This is a genomic window from Parabacteroides leei (genome assembly GCF_023369805.1).
GTDB lineage: Bacteria > Bacteroidota > Bacteroidia > Bacteroidales > Tannerellaceae > Parabacteroides > Parabacteroides leei.
The window spans coordinates 13990-32615 of sequence record NZ_JAMBQG010000015.1; the positions used below are offsets into that span (position 1 = coordinate 13990).

Annotated in this window: 14 protein-coding genes; 5 read left to right on the forward strand and 9 right to left on the reverse strand. The window is 44.5% G+C overall.

Annotation, left to right across the window (positions count from 1 at the left end; genetic code table 11):
- Positions 1–54: 54 nt before the first annotated feature.
- Complete coding sequence (locus M1P97_RS18795) at positions 55–1881, forward strand: right-handed parallel beta-helix repeat-containing protein (protein ID WP_249389871.1); 1827 nt, start codon at positions 55–57, stop codon at positions 1879–1881.
- 279 nt (positions 1882–2160) lie between these two features.
- Here M1P97_RS18795 and M1P97_RS18800 read toward each other — a convergent pair whose 3' ends face one another.
- A complete protein-coding gene (locus tag M1P97_RS18800; RefSeq protein ID WP_195374459.1) occupies positions 2161–3000 on the reverse strand; it encodes a copper resistance protein NlpE in 840 nt (279 codons plus the stop codon).
- Positions 3001–3118: 118 nt separating this feature from the next.
- On the opposite strand from M1P97_RS18800, the gene M1P97_RS18805 reads away from it, so the two are divergent.
- Positions 3119–3877 carry a phosphatase PAP2 family protein gene (locus M1P97_RS18805; protein ID WP_195374458.1) on the forward strand — a complete coding sequence of 253 codons (759 nt, stop codon included), beginning with the start codon at positions 3119–3121 and terminating at the stop codon, positions 3875–3877.
- Here the strand turns inward: M1P97_RS18805 and M1P97_RS18810 are convergent.
- A complete protein-coding gene (locus tag M1P97_RS18810; RefSeq protein WP_249389872.1) occupies positions 3874–5394 on the reverse strand; it encodes a GH3 auxin-responsive promoter family protein in 1521 nt (506 codons plus the stop codon). The genes M1P97_RS18805 and M1P97_RS18810 overlap by 4 nt on opposite strands.
- Before the next feature lie 81 nt (positions 5395–5475).
- Here M1P97_RS18810 and M1P97_RS18815 point away from each other — a divergent pair, with 81 nt between their 5' ends.
- The gene (locus M1P97_RS18815) at positions 5476–6489 is read left to right on the forward strand and encodes an ATP-dependent 6-phosphofructokinase (protein ID WP_249389873.1); all 1014 of its coding nucleotides are present in this window, start codon (positions 5476–5478) and stop codon (positions 6487–6489) included.
- Here the strand turns inward: M1P97_RS18815 and rnc are convergent, their stop codons facing one another.
- From rnc to M1P97_RS18830, 3 genes are read right to left on the reverse strand one after another with little or no spacing between them, the layout of a single operon-like run.
- Positions 6490–7398, reverse strand: a complete 909-nt coding sequence (rnc, locus tag M1P97_RS18820; RefSeq protein ID WP_195374455.1) for a ribonuclease III — start codon at positions 7396–7398, stop codon at positions 6490–6492. It lies immediately after the preceding gene.
- Between the two features lies 1 nt (position 7399).
- On the reverse strand, positions 7400–8665 hold the full coding sequence (gene fabF / locus M1P97_RS18825) for a beta-ketoacyl-ACP synthase II (RefSeq protein ID WP_195374454.1): 1266 nt from the start codon (positions 8663–8665) through the stop codon (positions 7400–7402).
- A gap of 21 nt (positions 8666–8686) precedes the next feature.
- On the reverse strand, positions 8687–8923 hold the full coding sequence (locus M1P97_RS18830) for an acyl carrier protein (RefSeq protein ID WP_009860668.1): 237 nt from the start codon (positions 8921–8923) through the stop codon (positions 8687–8689).
- 154 nt (positions 8924–9077) lie between these two features.
- Here M1P97_RS18830 and purN point away from each other — a divergent pair, with 154 nt between their 5' ends.
- Positions 9078–9641: a phosphoribosylglycinamide formyltransferase gene (gene purN / locus M1P97_RS18835; RefSeq protein ID WP_249389874.1), complete on the forward strand. Its 564-nt coding sequence runs from the start codon at positions 9078–9080 to the stop codon at positions 9639–9641.
- 74 nt (positions 9642–9715) lie between these two features.
- On the opposite strand, the gene M1P97_RS18840 is transcribed toward purN, so the two are convergent.
- Both M1P97_RS18840 and M1P97_RS18845 read right to left on the reverse strand, forming a co-directional pair.
- Positions 9716–12532: a TonB-dependent receptor gene (locus M1P97_RS18840; protein WP_249389875.1), complete on the reverse strand. Its 2817-nt coding sequence runs from the start codon at positions 12530–12532 to the stop codon at positions 9716–9718.
- Positions 12533–12550: 18 nt separating this feature from the next.
- Positions 12551–13729: a DUF4925 domain-containing protein gene (locus tag M1P97_RS18845; RefSeq protein ID WP_249389876.1), complete on the reverse strand. Its 1179-nt coding sequence runs from the start codon at positions 13727–13729 to the stop codon at positions 12551–12553.
- Between the two features lie 414 nt (positions 13730–14143).
- Between M1P97_RS18845 and M1P97_RS18850 the strand changes: the two genes are divergently transcribed.
- Positions 14144–15385, forward strand: a complete 1242-nt coding sequence (locus tag M1P97_RS18850) for a glycosyltransferase (protein ID WP_249389877.1) — start codon at positions 14144–14146, stop codon at positions 15383–15385.
- Positions 15386–15811: 426 nt separating this feature from the next.
- Here M1P97_RS18850 and M1P97_RS18855 read toward each other — a convergent pair whose 3' ends face one another.
- Both M1P97_RS18855 and pdxB read right to left on the reverse strand, forming a co-directional pair.
- On the reverse strand, positions 15812–17011 hold the full coding sequence (locus tag M1P97_RS18855; RefSeq protein WP_195374794.1) for an MFS transporter: 1200 nt from the start codon (positions 17009–17011) through the stop codon (positions 15812–15814).
- A 196-nt stretch (positions 17012–17207) separates the two neighbouring features.
- The gene (pdxB, locus tag M1P97_RS18860) at positions 17208–18311 is read right to left on the reverse strand and encodes a 4-phosphoerythronate dehydrogenase PdxB (protein WP_249389878.1); all 1104 of its coding nucleotides are present in this window, start codon (positions 18309–18311) and stop codon (positions 17208–17210) included.
- Positions 18312–18626 lie beyond the last annotated feature (315 nt).

The window sequence follows — 18626 nt, forward strand, 5'->3', positions numbered from 1 at the left end:
CAGGTTGCAAAGAATTTGTATATTTGTCCGGTTAATAACTCGATAATAAATAATATGAAAAACTCAATTGCTATTTTTAGTACTTTACTTTGTATTGTGTTGTTGTGTTCTTGTGCACAGACAAAGAATCCGTACGATTTATCCAATTTCGGTCTTGTTCCTGATACTAAGGAGAATGCTTCCCCGCTTATGGCAAAAGCATTGGAACAGATCGCCGCTTCCCACACATCGGATGACACTATCCGGATCGTTTTGCCCAAAGGACGTTATGATTTCTATCCGGAAGGTGCTGCACAAAAGGAATATTTTATCTCCAACCACGATCAGGATAATCCGAAACTGGTAGGACTTCCTTTCGAGAACATGAAGAATATTGTCTTCGACGGACAAGGTTCGGAATTGATATTCCATGGCCGTATGTTGCCTGTTTCGCTGGTAAGTTCGGAAAACTGTACATTGAAGAACTTCAGTATCGACTTCGAGAACCCGCATATCAGCCAGGTGAAAGTACTGGAAAACGACACGGTAGCCGGAGCGATTACTTACGAAGTGGCTCCCTGGGTGGAGTATGAAATACGCGACAGTGCATTCGTCGCTAAGGGTGAAGGTTGGGAACACTCACCCCGTTGGGGAATTGCTTTTGAAGGTGATACCAAACGTCTGGTTTATACCACCAGTGATATCGGTGTAGGAGCTCAGGGTGTAACAGAATTGTCTCCCCGTGTAATCAAGTCTACTAAATGGAAAAATAAGAAATTGATCCCCGGGACTGTTGTTGCCATGCGTGGTTACGGTCGTCCTACGCCGGGTCTTTTTGTTTCTTACGATACGAATACGACGCTGGATAATATCCAGGTACACTATGCAGAAGGAATGGGACTGTTGGCTCAGATGAGCGAAAATATTACGCTGAATAAATTCTCCGTATGTCTTCGTGGTGACAGTGATCCGCGTTACTTCACCACTCAGGCAGATGCTACCCACTTCTCCGGTTGTAAAGGAAAGATCACTTCTGTAGGAGGTCTGTATGAAGGGATGATGGATGATGCGATCAACGTACACGGCACCTATCTGAAAGTCCAGAAGCGTGTGGACGACAAAACGTTAGTTGGCGAATATATGCATTCGCAAAGTTATGGCTTTGAATGGGGCTTCCCGGGTGATGCCGTACAGTTTATCGATTCCAAGACAATGGAAATTATCGGTAACCGGAATAAAGTGGCCTCTATTAAAGCAATCGATAAACCGAGTGCGCATGGAGCAAAACAGTTTGAAATCGTTTTTGAAGAAAGTATCGATCCGGCAATCAGCGAAGCAGGAACATTTGGTATCGAGAACCTGGAATGGACACCTGAAGTGTACTTTGCCGACAACGTGATCCGTAATAACCGTGCCCGTGGTTCCCTGTTCAGTACTCCGAAAAAGACAGTTGTTGAGAACAATGTATTCGATCATACTTCCGGAACGGCAATCCTACTGTGTGGCGATTGCAACGGTTGGTTTGAAACAGGTGCCTGCCACGATGTATTGATCCGTAACAACAAGTTTATCAATTCATTGACGAATATGTTCCAGTTTACGAATGCCGTTATCTCGATCTATCCCGAAATACCTGACCTGAAAGACCAGAAGAAATATTTCCATAGCGACATCGTGATCGAGAATAATGAATTTGAAACATTCGATGCTCCGATCCTGTATGCCAAGTCGGTAGACGGACTGATTTTCCGGAATAATACGATCAGGCAGAACAATCAGTATCCGGCTTTCCACTGGAACAAACATCGTTTCTTCTTCCAGCGCGTGATCAACTCCGAAATCAAAGATAACCAGTTTGATGGTGGATTTGATGAGAAACGGGATGTGAAAACTGAAAATTGATATTTTGCCATATCTCTACCTGTGGTTTTTAGAGAAAAACCCTTCACCATTCACCTTTTTGAGCAACCATTCACTTTAATAATAAATGATTATGATTTGTTTTACAGTGTGTTATAAGCTTTAGGGTGAACGGTGAATGGTTTGAATGCTATTTTACTATGTAGATGGAAAGGCTATAAAACCGACTCAATTCTTATCCATAATATGAGTGCATTTTCTCGTTGGCCAATACTATAAGCTTATCTGGTAGAGGCTGCATCTGTAATTTAGCCTGCTTTCTTACTGCTTTTTGGCCAATTTGAGACTGTAATTCAGGTCTGATTCGGCTTTCGTAAAGTCATCTCCCAGCAGCGTTAGCGTAGAATCGTTTTCGCAAAGGAAGTTCATCACTTCATCCCCATTGTCAGAGACCAGTTGCCATACGGTTGCATTATCGTCACCGGGTATCCCTTTTAGAGTAAGACGTTTGCCGTTAGTAACAAATGTGGCATCTTTACCGTCTTCCGCTTCCAGGTACGTTTGCGAAAGGGTGAAAGTGCCGTCGCCACTATGTTCTCTGCTACGGATAGTCAGGTCGTAACGGATACCCGGACAATCGGCACAGGGAAGTAAACCTTCGTAAGTAAGAGTTTGCACGGCTCCTAACGAGCTGTCTGCTTCCGTTTTATTCTGGCGGTAGATTTCTGTTCCGCGTTGGCTGATAGTCCATACGCCATCGATGGAACGTACATTCTTTGTATCGTCATCTTCTACATTCCAGGCGTAGCCTCCGGCAGGCAGTGAACGGCGGTCGAGCACTTCGCTCGGTTCTCCGGTTGAAAAGAACAGTTCGGCTTTTAATGAGTCCGGGCTGAATACGAGGTAAGCGGACGATTTACCGTCGATTGCTTCCAAACGTTTACCCGACTCGAAAAGACGGATGCAGTTTTGTTGTACTTCCGACCATGTATAACCTGCTGAGCCAATGCATCCGTGTTCATCTTTATCGTTGCCTACCAATTCGGCAGTTACCTGTTCTTCCTGGGGTTCTTGTTGAGTTTTCTTTTGTCCGCAGGCGGAAAGTAGTCCTGCACATAAAATAAAGGCAGCCAGCATGGGCCTGTTGTTTGCTCTTTTCATCAGAATGAATGTCTTTAATTTGTTTATAAACGGAGATCAATACAATCTATAATGAAACAAAGGTAAGTTATTTTTTGTTTCTTTGTGGTTTGAATAAAAAAGATTAAGCTTGTAAGGAATGAGAATATCCATACTTATCGTTGCCCTTCTGACGATCGTCCGTTTGTCGCCTGTGAAAGCACAAAACGAGGCGGTATCCGATAGCCTGCCACAGAAGATGTCGGTTATCGAGTACAAATTCAACCCTAAGCATCTGATCCTTCCAGCGTCTCTGATTACTGTCGGAGTGGTGGGGACAGCCATCGACGGAATGAATGATTTTCACCTTTTCTCCCGGAAAAACGATGTGAAGAAAATACGGGTGGACGATTATCTGGAGTGGGGAATGCTGGGATGGGTTTTCGTTTGCGACCTGATGGGAAAGGAGAAACATAATTGGGTAGATCAGCTCTTCCTGGTGACAATGGCTGAAGGAATGAATGCAGTGATGACCCGTGCCCTGAAGTATTCGGTAAATGAAACCCGTCCTGACGGAGGACCCTATTCGTTTCCTTCCGGCCATACGGCCAATGCATTCCTGGGGGCTCACATGGCTTATAAAGAGTTTAAGGACAGTAGTCCCGTACTGGCTTATTCAGGATATGCAATAGCGTTGTTCGTAGCTGGCTCACGGCTGTATAACAACCGGCATTGGGTGGCCGATGTAGTTGCAGGAGCCGGTTTTGGTATCCTTTCTGTTGAATTGGCTTATCTTACTTATTTCCCCATCCGTAATGCTATTGCCCGCAAAGTAAACCGTAAAGCGGCTAAGAACATGGTTATTGCTCCAACATTCAATGAACGGGGCGGGGGACTTTATTTCTCTTATTCGTTTTAAGATAGCTGCTCGTTAATAGCCAATAACTCCTCTATGTGTGTCCGGTCGTTGCTTAGGCGCGGTATTTTGTGTTGACCGCCCAACTTACCTTTCTGTTTAAGCCATTCGTAGAAGGCTCCTTCGTGGGCTACCGTTATTTCGAGGGGTTGAAGAGATATTTCTTTATAGCGCTTGGCTTCATAATCGGAATTCAGCTCTTGCAAGGTTTTGTCCAACAGTGATGCGAATTCTTCCAGCGAAGGCGGCATGGTTTCAAACTCGATAAACCACTGGTGACGGCCTTTAGCTTTGTCCAGCATAAAGAGCGGAGCAGCGGTATATTCTTTTACTTTGGCTCCGGTCCGGATACTTACCCGGCTGATCGCTTTGTCGGCATTATCCACCATCAGTTCTTCTCCGAAGGCATTGATATAATGCTTGGTTCTTCCTGAAATAACGAATTTATGCGGGGAAAGGGAGGTAAAACGAACCGTATCGCCGATCTGGTAACGCCATAATCCGCCGGAAGTAGTTATCACCATTGCGTAATTCTTCCCCGTTTCTACAGCTTCCAACGGCAGGATGGTCGGATTGGAAGTCCCAACTTCCGACATCGGTATGAATTCGTAGAAAACGCCGTAGTCCTGCATCAGCAACAGACTTTGGTCTGCCGGGTCATCCTGTATGCCGAAGAAACCTTCCGATGCATTGTAAGTCTCCATATAATGCATCTTATCCGAAGGGATCAACGATTTATATTGTTCCCGGTAAGGTTCGAAACTGATGCCGCCATGAAAGAATACTTCCAGGTTGGGCCATACATCACTCAGGTATTCCCGTCCGGTCTTTTGCAGGACCGATTTAATCAGGACCAGCATCCAGGAAGGAACGCCGGAAAGACTGTTCACATCTTTATTCCATGTACTGTCGACGATTGCTTTTATTTTGCTTTCCCATTCGTCCATGAGGATGATCCGCTTGGCCGGAACACGCATCAGGTTGACCAGCGGGTTCAGGTTCTGTAACAGAACAGCCGACAGGTCGCCGCAATGAGAATTTTGATTGAGAGGGGAGGGGCTGTGGCTTCCTCCTAGTATCAGTCCTTTTTTAGAGAAGAAGTGGCTTTCGGGATTATTCCGGAGATAGAGGGAAACAGTGTCGAAACCTCCTTGGTAATGACAACTGTGAAGCACTTCGCGGGTGACGGGTAGGAATTTACTTTTATCGTTCGTGGTACCGCTGCTTTTCGCGTACCACTTGACGACCGAAGGCCAGAGAATATTCCTTTCTCCATTGATCATCCGTGTCACATAAGGCTTGATATCATCGTAGGTCTGAAGCGGGACACGCTCGCAGAAATCGCTGTAATTGCGGATACTTTTGTAATCGTATGTCAGACCCCATTCGGTATTGCGTGCGGTCGACAACAGAGAACGCAATTGCTTGCGTTGGAGCAAGTCGGTGTCTTGCCCGTATTTCTCTATTTCTTTCTGCCGGTGCCGGAAGAGTAGTGATATCGTATTTGTTAAAATATCCATGCCCCTTTTATTTGTATAGGTTGCAAATGTAGGCATTCTCTTTTTATTTATATCTTTGTCGTATACATAATTAACAAAACAATGAAAATAGGTATCCTTTCTTCCGGGGGTGATTGTCCCGGTATAAACGCTACGATTCGCGGTGTAGGTAAAACTGCCATCATGCATTACGGCATGGAAGTAATAGGTATCCATAGTGGTTTTGTCGGGTTGCTGAACAAGGATATTCAATCGTTCGACGAACGTAGTCTTTCCGGTATCCTGAATCTGGGTGGGACGATCTTGGGTACTTCCCGCGAGAAACCATTCCGTAAACTGCTTGCTTCGGGAGAAAGTGAAAAGCCTCAGATCATTCTACAGAATTATGAAGAATTAGGATTAGACTGTCTTGTCTGTATCGGTGGAAACGGTACGCAGAAAACAGCAGGAATGTTGTCTGCCCTGGGACTGAATATAATAGGTGTTCCCAAGACGATCGATAATGACGTATGGGGAACAGATATAACTTTCGGTTTCGATACGGCTGTTAATATTGCAACGGAAGCGATCGACCGCCTGCATTCGACTGCCAGTTCGCATAAGCGTGTAATGGTGGTAGAGGTAATGGGACATCATGCCGGATGGATCGCCCTCTATGCCGGGATGGCGGGGGGAGCGGATGTGATCCTGCTTCCTGAACTCGGATATGATATGGACAAGGTAAACGAGACGATCCTCGACCGCGCCCATCGGGGTAAACCTTATTCTATCGTTGTTGTCGCCGAAGGGGTAGAAACACCCGATAAGAAACGCCCGTCCGATTATATCACCCGTACGATCGAAGCGGCAACCGGTATCGAATGCCGCGATACGGTTTTAGGCTATATCCAGCGCGGTGGCAACCCCTCTCCGTTCGACCGTAACCTGGCTACCCGTCTGGGTGGACATGCTACAGAACTGATCGCAAACCGCCAGTTCGGACGTATGGTATGTATGAAGGGGGACAAAGTGGAGTCGATTACCTTGTCGGAAGTGGCAGGCAAGCTAAAACTGGTCACTCCGGAAAATGACCTGATTGTTCAGGGAGAAAGAATGGGGATTTCGTTCGGTAAGTAATTACCGGGCTTCTTCATTGATGGTGGCATCAATGCATTCCGTCCTTTTGTTTGTCGTCAGTTCTATGGAATTTTGCTCGGATGAAGGCTCTTCTTCCGGTAGATCCTCAAACTCATGTTCAGCGGTATTTTCCCCTGTCTGTTTCTTTTTCAGTTCGGAGATGAACTGTTGAAAGGCTTTATCGGTACGCAGTTTCTTGATGGCCATCTTGGCGGCATTCTGCTGCGACTCTTTTTTGGAATAACCGATACCGACGCCGATCTGCATGTCGGATAAGGTTACGCCTGTCTGGAATACGGGGTTACCGTCATTGTCGGAAAACGATTCTATCAGGTCGAATGTTACCTCCAGTTTATTCTTCTGGCTCCATTCTATCAGGCTCGATTTGAAGTTCACCTCTTTGCGGGCGATATTATCCAGATCGATGTATCGTTTGATGATCACATGGTCGATAAACCGGTAGCAGGCGCGATATCCCTGATCCAGGTAAATGGCTCCGATCAGTGCTTCCAATGCGTTACCATACATGTGATTGTTGTGTGAACTTAGTTTAGCCGAATAGACGACCATTTTGTCGAGACCCAGCTCGACAGCCACGCGGTTGAGTGTCTCGCGTTGTACGATCTTTGAACGGGTATTGGTAAGGAAACCTTCCCGTTTGTTTTGAAAATGTTTATATACAATGTCTGCTACGATGGCATCCAATATGGCATCACCCAAGAACTCCAGACGTTCGTTATTCAGCCATTTGCCGTCGCTGTCTTCGATAGAGGAAGATTTATGCAGGAAGGCTTGCTCATAGACGTGGATGTTGTCGGGGTAAAATCCCAGTATCTTATATAAAGAAGAATAAGGCTCCTTATTCTTATGTTTTAGGAGCCTTATCTTTTTGTATAATTGTGTAAACACGTTACTTCACAAATTTTTTAACAATAGCACAAGCATTGTGGCCACCGAACCCAAATGTATTGGATAATGCAGCCCGTATTTCTCTTTTTTGAGCTTTATTGAATGTGAAATTCAGTTTATAGTCTATTTCAGGATCATCGTCGCCATCAGCGTGGTTGATCGTCGGAGGAATGATACCGTCTTTTATTGCCATGATGCATAACATCGCTTCGATAGCTCCTGCAGCACCTAATAGATGGCCGGTCATTGACTTCGTTGAACTGATATTCAGATTGTAAGCATGATCTCCGAACACGTCTTTGATCGCTTTTACTTCTGATATATCTCCTACCGGAGTAGATGTTCCGTGAACATTGATATAATCGATATCTTCCGGAGTCATTTCTGCATCTTCCAGTGCATTGCGCATCACTAACTTTGCTCCTAATCCATCAGGATGAGAGGCTGTCAGATGATATGCATCGGCAGACATTCCTGTTCCGGCGATTTCAGCATATATTTTAGCTCCACGTGCCAAAGCGTGTTCCATCTCTTCCAAGATCAAACATGCTCCACCTTCTCCCATGACGAAACCGTCGCGACTTGCGCTGAATGGACGAGAAGCTGTTTCGGGTGAATCGTTACGGGTTGACAGCGCATTCATAGAGTTGAACCCGCCGACACCAGAATCAGCAATAGCTGCTTCCGCACCACCTGTCACGATTACATTTGCTTTACCTAAACGGATATAGTTGTATGCATCGCTGATTGCATTGGTAGAAGAGGCACAAGCCGACACTGTTGCAAAGTTAGGACCACGGAATCCATAAAGCATGGAGATATGTCCGGCTGCGATATCCGAAATCATCTTTGGGATGAAGAACGGATTGAATTTCGGTCCGATTGTATCTTTTGTCTTCGCATATCCTAATACTTCTTCGTCAAATGTCTTGATACCGCCGATACCGGAAGCAAAAATAACGCCGATACGGTCCTTGTCCTCTTTGTCCAGGTCCATAGCAGCATCTTCGATTGCTTGTTTTGCGGCACTTATTGCAAATAAACTATAACGGTCACATTTACGGGCTTCCTTACGATCCATTACAGATAACGGATCGAAGCCTTTAACTTCGCATGCAAATTGTGTCTTGAATTTGGATGCATCAAACTGCGTAATAGGACCGGCTCCACTCTTCCCATTGATAATACCCTCCCATGTTTCTGCGAGGGTATTACCAAGAGGAGTAATGGCACCAAGGCCTGTTACTACAACTCTTTTTAATTCCATACCTTTAATTAAAAGGATTGATTACTTCGCGTTAGCTTCGATATAAGCAACTGCGTCGCCTACTGTTGTAATCTTTTCTGCCTGATCATCAGGAATTGAAATACCGAATTCCTTTTCGAATTCCATAATCAACTCTACAGTGTCAAGAGAGTCTGCTCCTAAATCATTAGTAAAGCTTGCTTCGTTTGTAACTTCTGTTTCTTCAACACTTAATTTATCAACGATGATAGCCTTTACTCTAGATGCAACTTCAGACATAACTTTTTCAATTTAGATTAATAAATACGAATATACTTTTTAAATTTGCAGTGCAAAGAAAAGAATTTTTTATGTTACAAAACAAATTTAATGCACTAAAAATGCGGAAAACTGCACATTTTTTCTTTTCGTGTGCACTAAAACATAGGAAAATATGAAAAACGTAGCAATTTTTGCCTCCGGCTCGGGTACAAATGCCGAGAATATCGCCCGATATTTCTCTAAAAGTGAAACCGTTAAAGTGGCGGTTGTTTTGTCGAATAACAAAAATGTGGGTGTTCATACCCGTGTAAATAATCTCGGAATACCCTCTTTCGTATTCTCCCGTGAGGAGTTTGTGGAAGGTTCTTCGATTCTGGCGAAACTGGCAGAATATCAGATCGACCTGATCGTTTTAGCCGGTTTTATGAACAAGATATCGGATGCCTTATTGAAAGTCTATCCGGGAAAGATCATCAATATACATCCTGCCCTGTTGCCGAAACATGGGGGAAAAGGTATGTACGGTATGCATGTGCATGAAGCTGTAGTGGCAGAAGGTGACAAAGAGTCGGGTATCACCATACATTATATTAATGAGAATTATGATGAGGGGGATATTATTTTCCAGGCTAAATGTGAAGTGTTGCCTACCGATACTCCCGAAGAAGTGGCTACGAAAGTGCATGCGTTGGAATATGCACATTATCCGCATGTGATAGAGGATATATTAAAATAGCAGGAAAAGAATTTAAAAAATTAAGCCCTACTGAACACTGTGTCAGTAGGGCTTTTCGATTCATTGTGGTTTGGTCAAAAATTCATATTTAGTTGCATTACATACGTGCGCGGTGCAGATACCAGCATCGGGCGTGTGCAGTATTCTTTATTGAACAGGTTGTTGATCATGAACTGGAAAGAAACATCTTTCGTGATCTTCACACCAGCACGCAGGTCGACTACGCAATAGTCGGTATTCTTTTCTTTCCAGTAAGAATTAAGCGTCTGGCCGTCTACGTTACCGTAAAGAAGCTGGCGGATATATTCCATTACATCCGGTTGATCCTTTTCGCGTTCGTCGACCATCAGGTAATCCACGGCCAGCATTTTACTCTTCCAGGTTACATTCATACCGAGATTCAGGCGTTTCCACTGGAAATCAAGCACTCCTTTAACAGTATGTTTCTGGCGGTATTTCAGATATTTGGAGTCGTTAGATTTTTCCTTGGCCCGGAGCGGATCGTTATACTGTGCTTCGAGTTCGTTCTTCTCCTTATAGTCTGCATCTTCCGGTTCGATGTATACGTAACCGAGGTTATAAGAAAGGCGGGTATCCGGGTTGAAGTCATAGAAACCGTTGGTGCTGATCTCGGCTCCGTAGATACGGGCTTTCGATACGTTATAGAACTGTGCTCCGATACCCGGTATCTGTCCCTGTGCAAGGATTCCGAGTATATCCTTTGTACTGTTGGCGTATGCAAATGAATTAGGGTCAAAGAATCCGAAACGGAATTCAATCATGTCCGTATATTGCGTATAGAAGCCGGCTACGTCGAAGAATCCCATCAGGTTGCCGAATTTATATCCTTGTTTGATACCCAGTTCGGCGTTTACTCCCTTTTCCGCTTTTACTTCATTATTCGGGAATACGCCGACACCACCGATGTCTTTACGGGCATATTTCTCTGTCAGGGACGGATAACGGTAGCCTTGTCCGAAGCTGGCGCGGATGAAACTGTAGTCTGCCAGCTGATAATTCAGTCCGGCACGGAAGATCGGTTTTACAGGTACTTTGGCTCCGAATATCTTTGTGTCGGCTTCACGCAGAAAGTCATCGACGCGATAGTATTCCGCACGCATGCCGGCCGATACGCTCAGACGATCGAAAAAGCGTTGGTCGTACTGGAAGAACAGAGCGGCATTGTCGCTGTCATGGTTACCGGTGGTAACTGACGTACTGCGCATATGTTCGTAAGTAGCACCGGCCGTGATTTGCGTACCGTTATCCCATTTCTTATTGAATTGGTAATCCAGATAATAAGTATAGTTTTTGTCGATGCTGACCGGATCTGACTTCGGATCGATTGCGTTCGATAACCAGGGCACCAGGTCGGATGTGCTATTGGGGATACCGCGTTTCATCACCCATGAAAGCAGGTCGCAGTAATCGGCGGTGGTTGCTGTCGGGAAGATTCCGTTCAATAGATTGGTCGTACCGTTCACCAGTCCGTTGATATCACCTTGAAGAGCCGGCTGTATCAAGGGGTAGAACATGCTGTAATCACCGTTCTGTACATTCTGGACGATCCCGGCGATGGCATTGGCGTCTGTTCCCATATTACCCAGGATATCGGTGATCGACTTGCCGTTGTTCGATCCGTCTGCAATATTATCTCCACGATAATAAAAACGTCCTTTTATCTTATGCGATGTGTTGTTGGACGGGTTTGTGAAGTTAAAGAACGGGTCGATATAGAATGTATTGGCTTCGCGTCCCATGTTTGCGATAGGAGAGGGCTGGTAAGCCTCCTTCGGAGAGCGCCACAGGAAGAAGTCGGCGTATTTGTCGCTCATATAGTTTACGTTGAAACCGTAATTTACCAGATTGCCGTCTGTCATCGGCTGATGGTAAGTCAGATTACCGCCGGCCCGGAAACGTTTGTTGTAACCTTGTTCTTTATAACCTTCATCGGTGAACATGTTTAATCCGGCCGACACATCGAAGTTGCCGATACGACGGGCATGTGAAAAGTCTATCCCTTCATACATCGGGTTTCTGATCCCTGAAAATACATTTTTACGAAGGAAAGGCTCTACTTCATATTTACCTTCTTTCCAGAATGATTTGTCACTCCATTGATAGTCTTCATTGGCCGGATTGCCATATATACCTATATATGTACGCAAGGTACTTACCGGAGTGATGCTGGGACGTTTGGTACGGATATTGATTACCCCGTTTAAAGCCGACGAACCGTAAAGTACTGACGAAGCACCTTTCATCACTTCCACCTGTTCGATGTTTTCAAGAGGAACGATGTTCCAGTTGATAATACCTGTCCCGGAAGTCAGGGCACTCATTCCGTCTATCAGTACGAGGCTTCGGGAACCTACTCCATAGGTCCAGCCGTTACCTCCACGAATCGAAGGCTGTTTGTCGTTGATATCGACTCCGGGCATTGTGTTTAGCGTAGAGCTCAGGTCGGTAGGGGCCTGTTTGGCTATATCGTCTGCTTTCAGCAGATCCATCGAGACTGTTACGTTACTCAGTTTCTGTTCGAAACGTCCGGCACTGACAACTACGTCACCCAGCAAGTTTGCTTTGATACGCATCCGTATGTCGCGGGTCTTAGTCTCGTTCCGGTTGATTACTACCGGGACCATTTCGTTTTCGTATCCTATATAGCTGAATAGTAAATCTACACCACCTTCCGGCAGGCTGATCTGATAAAAACCGTCGGCATTTGAGACTGTTCCGTCTGTTTCTCCGCTCAGTCTTTTATAAGTAATATTGACACCGGCCAGCGGTTCGTTCGTTTCCTGATCGTAAATGTACCCTTTCATTATTTGCCCGAACGCAGGCCCCGTCAAAAAGGTTAGTAGGAATGCTATTACATATAACTTTTTCATTTCTATCATTTTTATTTGTTATAGTGTCTGTTTTTCTTTGGTCAGCATCATACCCAGTTCGAGTGTTTGTGTCTGTTGCAGGCTTCCGCTCAACATGTCGAGTATGGTTCCGATCATCGGACCCATCGGTCCGTTCAGGATATCTTCGGGAAGAAGTCCTTTTACTAAAGAAAGGAGGGGAATGAATGCAGCTATTTCTTCCTTGTCGAGGAACATAAAAATATCACCTTTGTAAGCGATCAGGCTGCCCATATTATTATAAGGAACTTCCGAGTTTTTACGGATAGTCATTTTAATTCCTGTGGTGCTCCATTTGTTGAGTTGTTGATAAACGGCTGCAAGAACTGCCGGGTCCAGGCTATTGTCTGCTTTGGTTTTATTTTGCTGGATCTGGTAAAGGATCATGTCAACGTTAGGCACGATGTAAAGTTCAGAATCGTCTTTTACATAATAGGATGCCAGGTTGATAGGGGAAGAGATCCAGTCGCTTTCTTTTCTGTCGGGAACAGCATTCAGCAGGTCGGCAAGTGCTTTGCCTTCGGGCATGGTTCCGTAGCTGGCTGTAATATTGCCGTCCGGATTGAATGTTACATTGTGTATGAACCAGGTGATCAGATTTCCAACCATACCTTCGAGCATGGGGGCGGCCTGTGCCAGTATCAGGTTGTCTGTTACCAGGTGGAAGGAATAATGTCTTAATGTGTAATTGCCTTGTACCGGATCTTTTTCTTCAGTGGTTCCGGTTTGTACCGGATACCATGTTTTATTCGATGTCAGCTGGTTAGATGGGATCTTCACATCGGTCAGGGCCAGAGTCATTTTCCCTTTTTCAACTTTTCCGGTATAAGTGAAGGTGGTTCCGTTGGTTCCGGTTCCGTTTCCGGCAAAAGAATAACCGTTGGTTTCAGTGGTCAGGATTACATTATCCAGTGGAGTGGCGGTTTCTCCGGGAAGAACGCCTTGTAGGGTAATGTTTGCTGTATTGTCGTTAATCATCTTGAAAGCGACATCCTTACCGATAAACTCTCGTCCACTGTAAGTCAGGATCAGTGCGTCGCCACCCTCGGGTGCGCTCAACTTGTTGGAATAGGTTCCGTTCATTTCGAAACCGGCATCATCATCATTATCATCGCAGGCGGTCAGTAAAGCGACCATGCAGATGGCATAAAGAAAGTTGCGCAATAAATACTTGTTCATTTACTTTTCTTTTTATTGTTTAATTATGATGTTACAAAGTACCGATATAACTTTATACCAAACAATAGCTATATTTCAGAATCAATATTCTATTCTTAAGAATTGAATGTTTTAGGATGTATAACTTACTGTGAATTAATGTGCGGCAATGTGATATTATTAATAATGGAATATCGAATGTGAAAAATAGACATTGACGGATATGTTTATATGTACGTTCTTTGTTCTCATTATGTTAATGAGTCTATTATTAGGTTTTTTAGCCTTTTTGGTGCGGATGCTTTTTAAACGGAAAGCAGAAAGTAAAAAGGCGGAAGAAGGATATGAAGTCGAAGAACAGTGTGTCCTGAATGACAGTGAAGACAGGGAGATCTGAACTGCTGTGGAAAAACTACGTGATAAAATATTGAATCGATGAAAATACTGCTTGTAACAAGAGGATCACAGGGTGATGTATTACCCTACCTGGCTATTGCCCGCGAACTGGTTGAACGGGGGCATGAAGTGACAATGAATTTACCCCATGTTTTTGAGGAGATGGCTAAAAAATATCCTGTAAAAGTCGTTTTACAGGATTTCGATAATATCGGCGGGATGATGGCGGATGCAGCCGAGAATAAACAAAGTTTCAAAAGGATCGTGGAATGGACACGCGATGCGATCGACAAACAGTTTGTACAGGTGATACCGCTGTTGGAACAGAACGATGTCCTTGTCGCTGCCAATACCGAATTTGCCGCGACAGGAATAGCGGAATATTGTAAGAAACCGTTTGTCCGGACTGCTTTCGCTCCTTTCCTCCCCGGTGAGAAAATGCCGCCTCCAGCTTTCCCGTATCCGAAGCCTAATCCGATATTTACCCCGAAACTGCTTTGGTTGATGATGAACCGTGTCTCTAACTATATGGTGAAAGATACGATCAATAAAAACCGCGCAAAATACGGTCTGGCTCCGATCCGGAATTTCGGGCAGGATGCCGGAAAGAACAGTGATAATTTTATGTTGTACAGTCAGTACCTGGGACATACCGATCCGGTTTGGGATGAACGTTTCCGTTGGAATATCGGTGGGTATTGTTTTAATGATACTTTCGAATATGACGAAGAGGCCTATCGTGAACTGATGGCATTTATCAATAAAGACCAGACTCCGGTTCTCTTTTTCACCTTGGGGAGCTGTACGACAAAAGATCGCGAACGTTTTTGCGGAATGTTGGCCCGGATCTGCGAACGAAAGCAATACCGGCTGGTTGTCGGTTCCGGTTGGGCAAAGACCGGCGCTTCTTTACAGGGAAACGAGCAGTTGTTCCTGATGCATAAACCGATCCCTCATCATCTGATCTTCCCGCATTGCGATGCTGTTATCCATCACGGAGGAAGCGGGACGACGCATAGTGTAGCGCGTGCAGGAGTCCCTCAACTGATCACTCCTTTGCTTCTCGACCAGCCTTATTGGGCGTATCGGGTGCAAGTCCTGGGATTGGGACCGGCAAGAGTGAAAATAGCTAAAGTCTCGGAAGATGAACTGGAAGAAAAGATGGCTGATCTTGTAAATAACCCTGATTATAAAAAGAATGCAGCGGCAATTGCTGAAAAGATAAAAAGCGAGAAAGGGATAAAAAGTCTCTGTGATTATATAGAGACCTTGGGTAAATGAGTTGGGGTTCAAAGTTAGAAAAAGGTGAAACCTTTTCAATTAATAATTAATAATGAATAATTGGGCTTCGCGCTCGGATGTTAGAAATAATTGAGCTATTATAGCAAGATATGAGCTTATGTGCCCACCGGCTAACTGTCCTTAATAAGGCAGGCTTAGTTACAGGTTCATTTGCCGTCAGTTTTAACTGACGGATTAGTAAATGCTCTCTCTCATTGGACTTTAGTCCCATTTTAAATACACACTCTCTGTTAAGAGAAATGTGGCTAAAGCCAAAAAAGGAGAAACAACTTGTAATCCGTCAGCTAAAGCAGACGGCAAATGAACCTGTAATGGCGAAGTCTCTTTGATAAGGGGATAGCTTCAATGATTGCTCAAAACTGTCAAATAATGAAACATTCAAAACTGATAAATTTTGAACTATCTTTATCTCAACTTGTTCCTGTTGAAATGCGGTCCTCCTTTTGCCATAAAGAAGATCGTAGACAACACCGTGAGGCAAGCTCCGAAAAGATAAGCGTGATTGAATCCGCCGAAGGCCTGCGCGATACCTCCCCCTATCATCAATCCGATACCGATACCGACATCCCAGCTGGTGAGGTAAGTCGATGTGGCCGTTCCCCGCTGGCTATTGGGAGCAAGATTGACAAACAGTGTGTTGAAAGCCGGAAACATCGTGCCGAAAGCGACTCCCTGCGACAAGGCGATCCCAATAAACAGATAGGAAGTGAAGACCGGATTCCATTTCATCAGAGTCTCGAGTGATGCGAGAGCGAAGAAACTGGCACATGCCAGAAACATTCCTAGTATGATAACCAGTGTGATACGTCCTTTGTCTACCTGTCGCCCGGAGAACAGGCGCGAAACGGCCAGTCCGGCTGCCATAAAGGTAAAGTAAAGTCCGGAATGTACCGAAATACCGATCTCGTCGGCATACATGGCAACATAGGTTGTCGTCATTCCATAAGGAATGGAAAGAAGTAATAAGGATAATCCGGCCCAAAGACCTTTCACAAGAAAAAAGCGGTCGAGGGAAATCGGCTCTTTCTTAACCGGTTGCTTGTAAGGTGTTTTTACCAGGTAAGCCATTATAAATCCGAGGAAGCAGGAAATCAGCGAACAGGAAAAGATGACCTCGTAATTGAAACTTTCATGCATAAACAACCCGATCATCGGTCCGAAGCTCATTGCCAGGTTGTTCGCCATCCCGTAATATCCGAGTCCTTCACCACGTCGGGAAGAAGGCAGGATATCGATCACGATCGTATTACCGGAAACTGTCACCATCCCGAAAGCAAACCCATGCAAGATGCGCAATACGATAAATATACTCAACAGGCTGGCTACCATATATCCTGCAAATATAACCATAAAGATACCATAAGCCAGCAGGTATAACGGCCGCCGGGCAAAAGTATCCAGTAGATATCCCGAAAACGGTCGGATGCAAAGGCAAGCGATTGTATAGCAGGACAGGATGAATCCGATCATTGATTTATCCGTCATAAACCGTTCCTGCAGGTAAAAAGGTAGGATAGGTAATATCAGGTAAAATGCAAAGAACAGCAAAAAGTTTGCTGTTAATATGTAATAGAAACCGGGAGATAATAACTTGTCTTTTGCCATTACTGTGAGTTGTTGTCTTTGTGATTGCTTTTTATGTAAATAAGATGCTTATTTTCAGATTTTTTCATCGTTATCTCTTGTCTGTTCCAAGCCGATGTTTTTGCTTGTTGACAACTGTCGATAGGCAACTACATTGAGAGCCGACTCCATTCAGTTCGTATACAAGACAGGATGAGATCATAGCCCTTTTCTCTTTTTATTGGAAGCCCAGTTTATCCAAAAGCATTCTTTCTTCTTTTGTCGTATTTATGACCGAATAGGCGGCAAACTCCCTCGGGTGATTATAATTCGCCCGGAACCATTCGAATTTATCCGGTCTTTCCCGTAATGCTTTATCTATGATAAACGGATCGAAACTTCTGAGGATCACGTGTTCGATACGATATTCTGTTACACCGGCCAGATCGATTACGGGATCGGCGGGTACGGGAGGCACCACCTCATTCAATTTTTCTATCTTCAGATCGAAGAAACGTTCTATATTTTCCAGGCAGGTACGGGTTCCGTTCGCTTTACCGTCGGCAGAGAATCCCGCAATATGAGGAGTGGCTAAGGCTGCCAGGCTTAATAGTTCGTGGTCGAGTGCCGGTTCGTTCTCCCAACAGTCTATGACAGCCTCGCCGATCTTTCCCGATCTCAACGCGTTAAGAAGTGCCGGTGTATCGTGCACAGCTCCTCTGGATGCATTGACGAACCAGGGCTTTTTTCGGGTTTTATTAAAGAAATCATCATTGGCCAGATGGCGTGTCATAAAGCGTCCTTCTTTTGTAAGAGGAGTATGGAAAGTGATGATGTCTGACTCTTCTGCAATCGTGTCTAAAGAGACGAATCCTTCGTTCCCTTCTGCTTCAGCACGGGGAGGGTCATTGCGTAGAACATGTAATCCGTAAGCTGTACAAAGTTTCTCCAATTCTTTTCCGACATGGCCTACACCGACTATTCCGATTGTTTTACCCTGAAGTGTTTCTTTTCTGCGAAGCGCAATGGTGATCAGTGACGCCAATACATATTGGGCGACCGAGATTGCATTACAGCCCGGAGCATTTTTCCAGGTAATACCGGCTTCGTCGCAATATTTTGTATCGATATGGTCGAAACCGATGGTTGCGGTGGTGATAAGCCGGACACGGCTACCTTCCAATAGTTCGCGTGTACATTTATCTATACTGCGGACAATCAGGGCATCTGCATCTTGAATAGCTGTAGGAGTGAATTCTTTTGAGTTGAGGTATTTCACCTCTGCGATCGATTCCGCTATTCCCTTCAGATAGGGGACGGTATTGTCTGTTACAATTTTCATTTTGCCTTTCAATTTAAGTCGAAAGAAGGTATTTCCTCCTGTATTCTACGTGTTTGCAAAGGTAGTGCTTTCCGTTTCATTATTGCTGTTTTCTTACTGTTTTGTGGGCTGTGTGAATAAATGTTCTTATTTGTGGGGATATTGTATTAAATTAATGAAATACGAATAAAGTAAGAGTTCTGGTAGGACTCTTTCATATATTATGAAATATAATTAGTGTCAGTCTTTTCGGTCTTTTCGTTTTCCTTATTGTAGAATTACGGTAGCTTTCGATTGATTAATTTGCAGGCCTCATAAATTATGGTTTCAAATAAA

Excerpts from the sequence above, each read along its gene's own strand:
- M1P97_RS18850 (WP_249389877.1), top strand. The coding sequence starts at position 14,144 with ATGAAAATACTGCTTGTAACAAGAGGATCACAGGGTGATGTATTACCC.
- M1P97_RS18800 (WP_195374459.1), bottom strand. The coding sequence starts at position 3,000 with ATGAAAAGAGCAAACAACAGGCCCATGCTGGCTGCCTTTATTTTATGT.
- M1P97_RS18795 (WP_249389871.1), top strand. The coding sequence starts at position 55 with ATGAAAAACTCAATTGCTATTTTTAGTACTTTACTTTGTATTGTGTTG.
- M1P97_RS18855 (WP_195374794.1), bottom strand. The coding sequence starts at position 17,011 with ATGGCAAAAGACAAGTTATTATCTCCCGGTTTCTATTACATATTAACA.
- M1P97_RS18810 (WP_249389872.1), bottom strand. The coding sequence starts at position 5,394 with ATGGATATTTTAACAAATACGATATCACTACTCTTCCGGCACCGGCAG.
- M1P97_RS18845 (WP_249389876.1), bottom strand. The coding sequence starts at position 13,729 with ATGAACAAGTATTTATTGCGCAACTTTCTTTATGCCATCTGCATGGTC.
- purN (WP_249389874.1), top strand. The coding sequence starts at position 9,078 with ATGAAAAACGTAGCAATTTTTGCCTCCGGCTCGGGTACAAATGCCGAG.
- fabF (WP_195374454.1), bottom strand. The coding sequence starts at position 8,665 with ATGGAATTAAAAAGAGTTGTAGTAACAGGCCTTGGTGCCATTACTCCT.
- M1P97_RS18805 (WP_195374458.1), top strand. The coding sequence starts at position 3,119 with ATGAGAATATCCATACTTATCGTTGCCCTTCTGACGATCGTCCGTTTG.
- M1P97_RS18840 (WP_249389875.1), bottom strand. The coding sequence starts at position 12,532 with ATGAAAAAGTTATATGTAATAGCATTCCTACTAACCTTTTTGACGGGG.
- M1P97_RS18830 (WP_009860668.1), bottom strand. The coding sequence starts at position 8,923 with ATGTCTGAAGTTGCATCTAGAGTAAAGGCTATCATCGTTGATAAATTA.
- pdxB (WP_249389878.1), bottom strand. The coding sequence starts at position 18,311 with ATGAAAATTGTAACAGACAATACCGTCCCCTATCTGAAGGGAATAGCG.
- M1P97_RS18815 (WP_249389873.1), top strand. The coding sequence starts at position 5,476 with ATGAAAATAGGTATCCTTTCTTCCGGGGGTGATTGTCCCGGTATAAAC.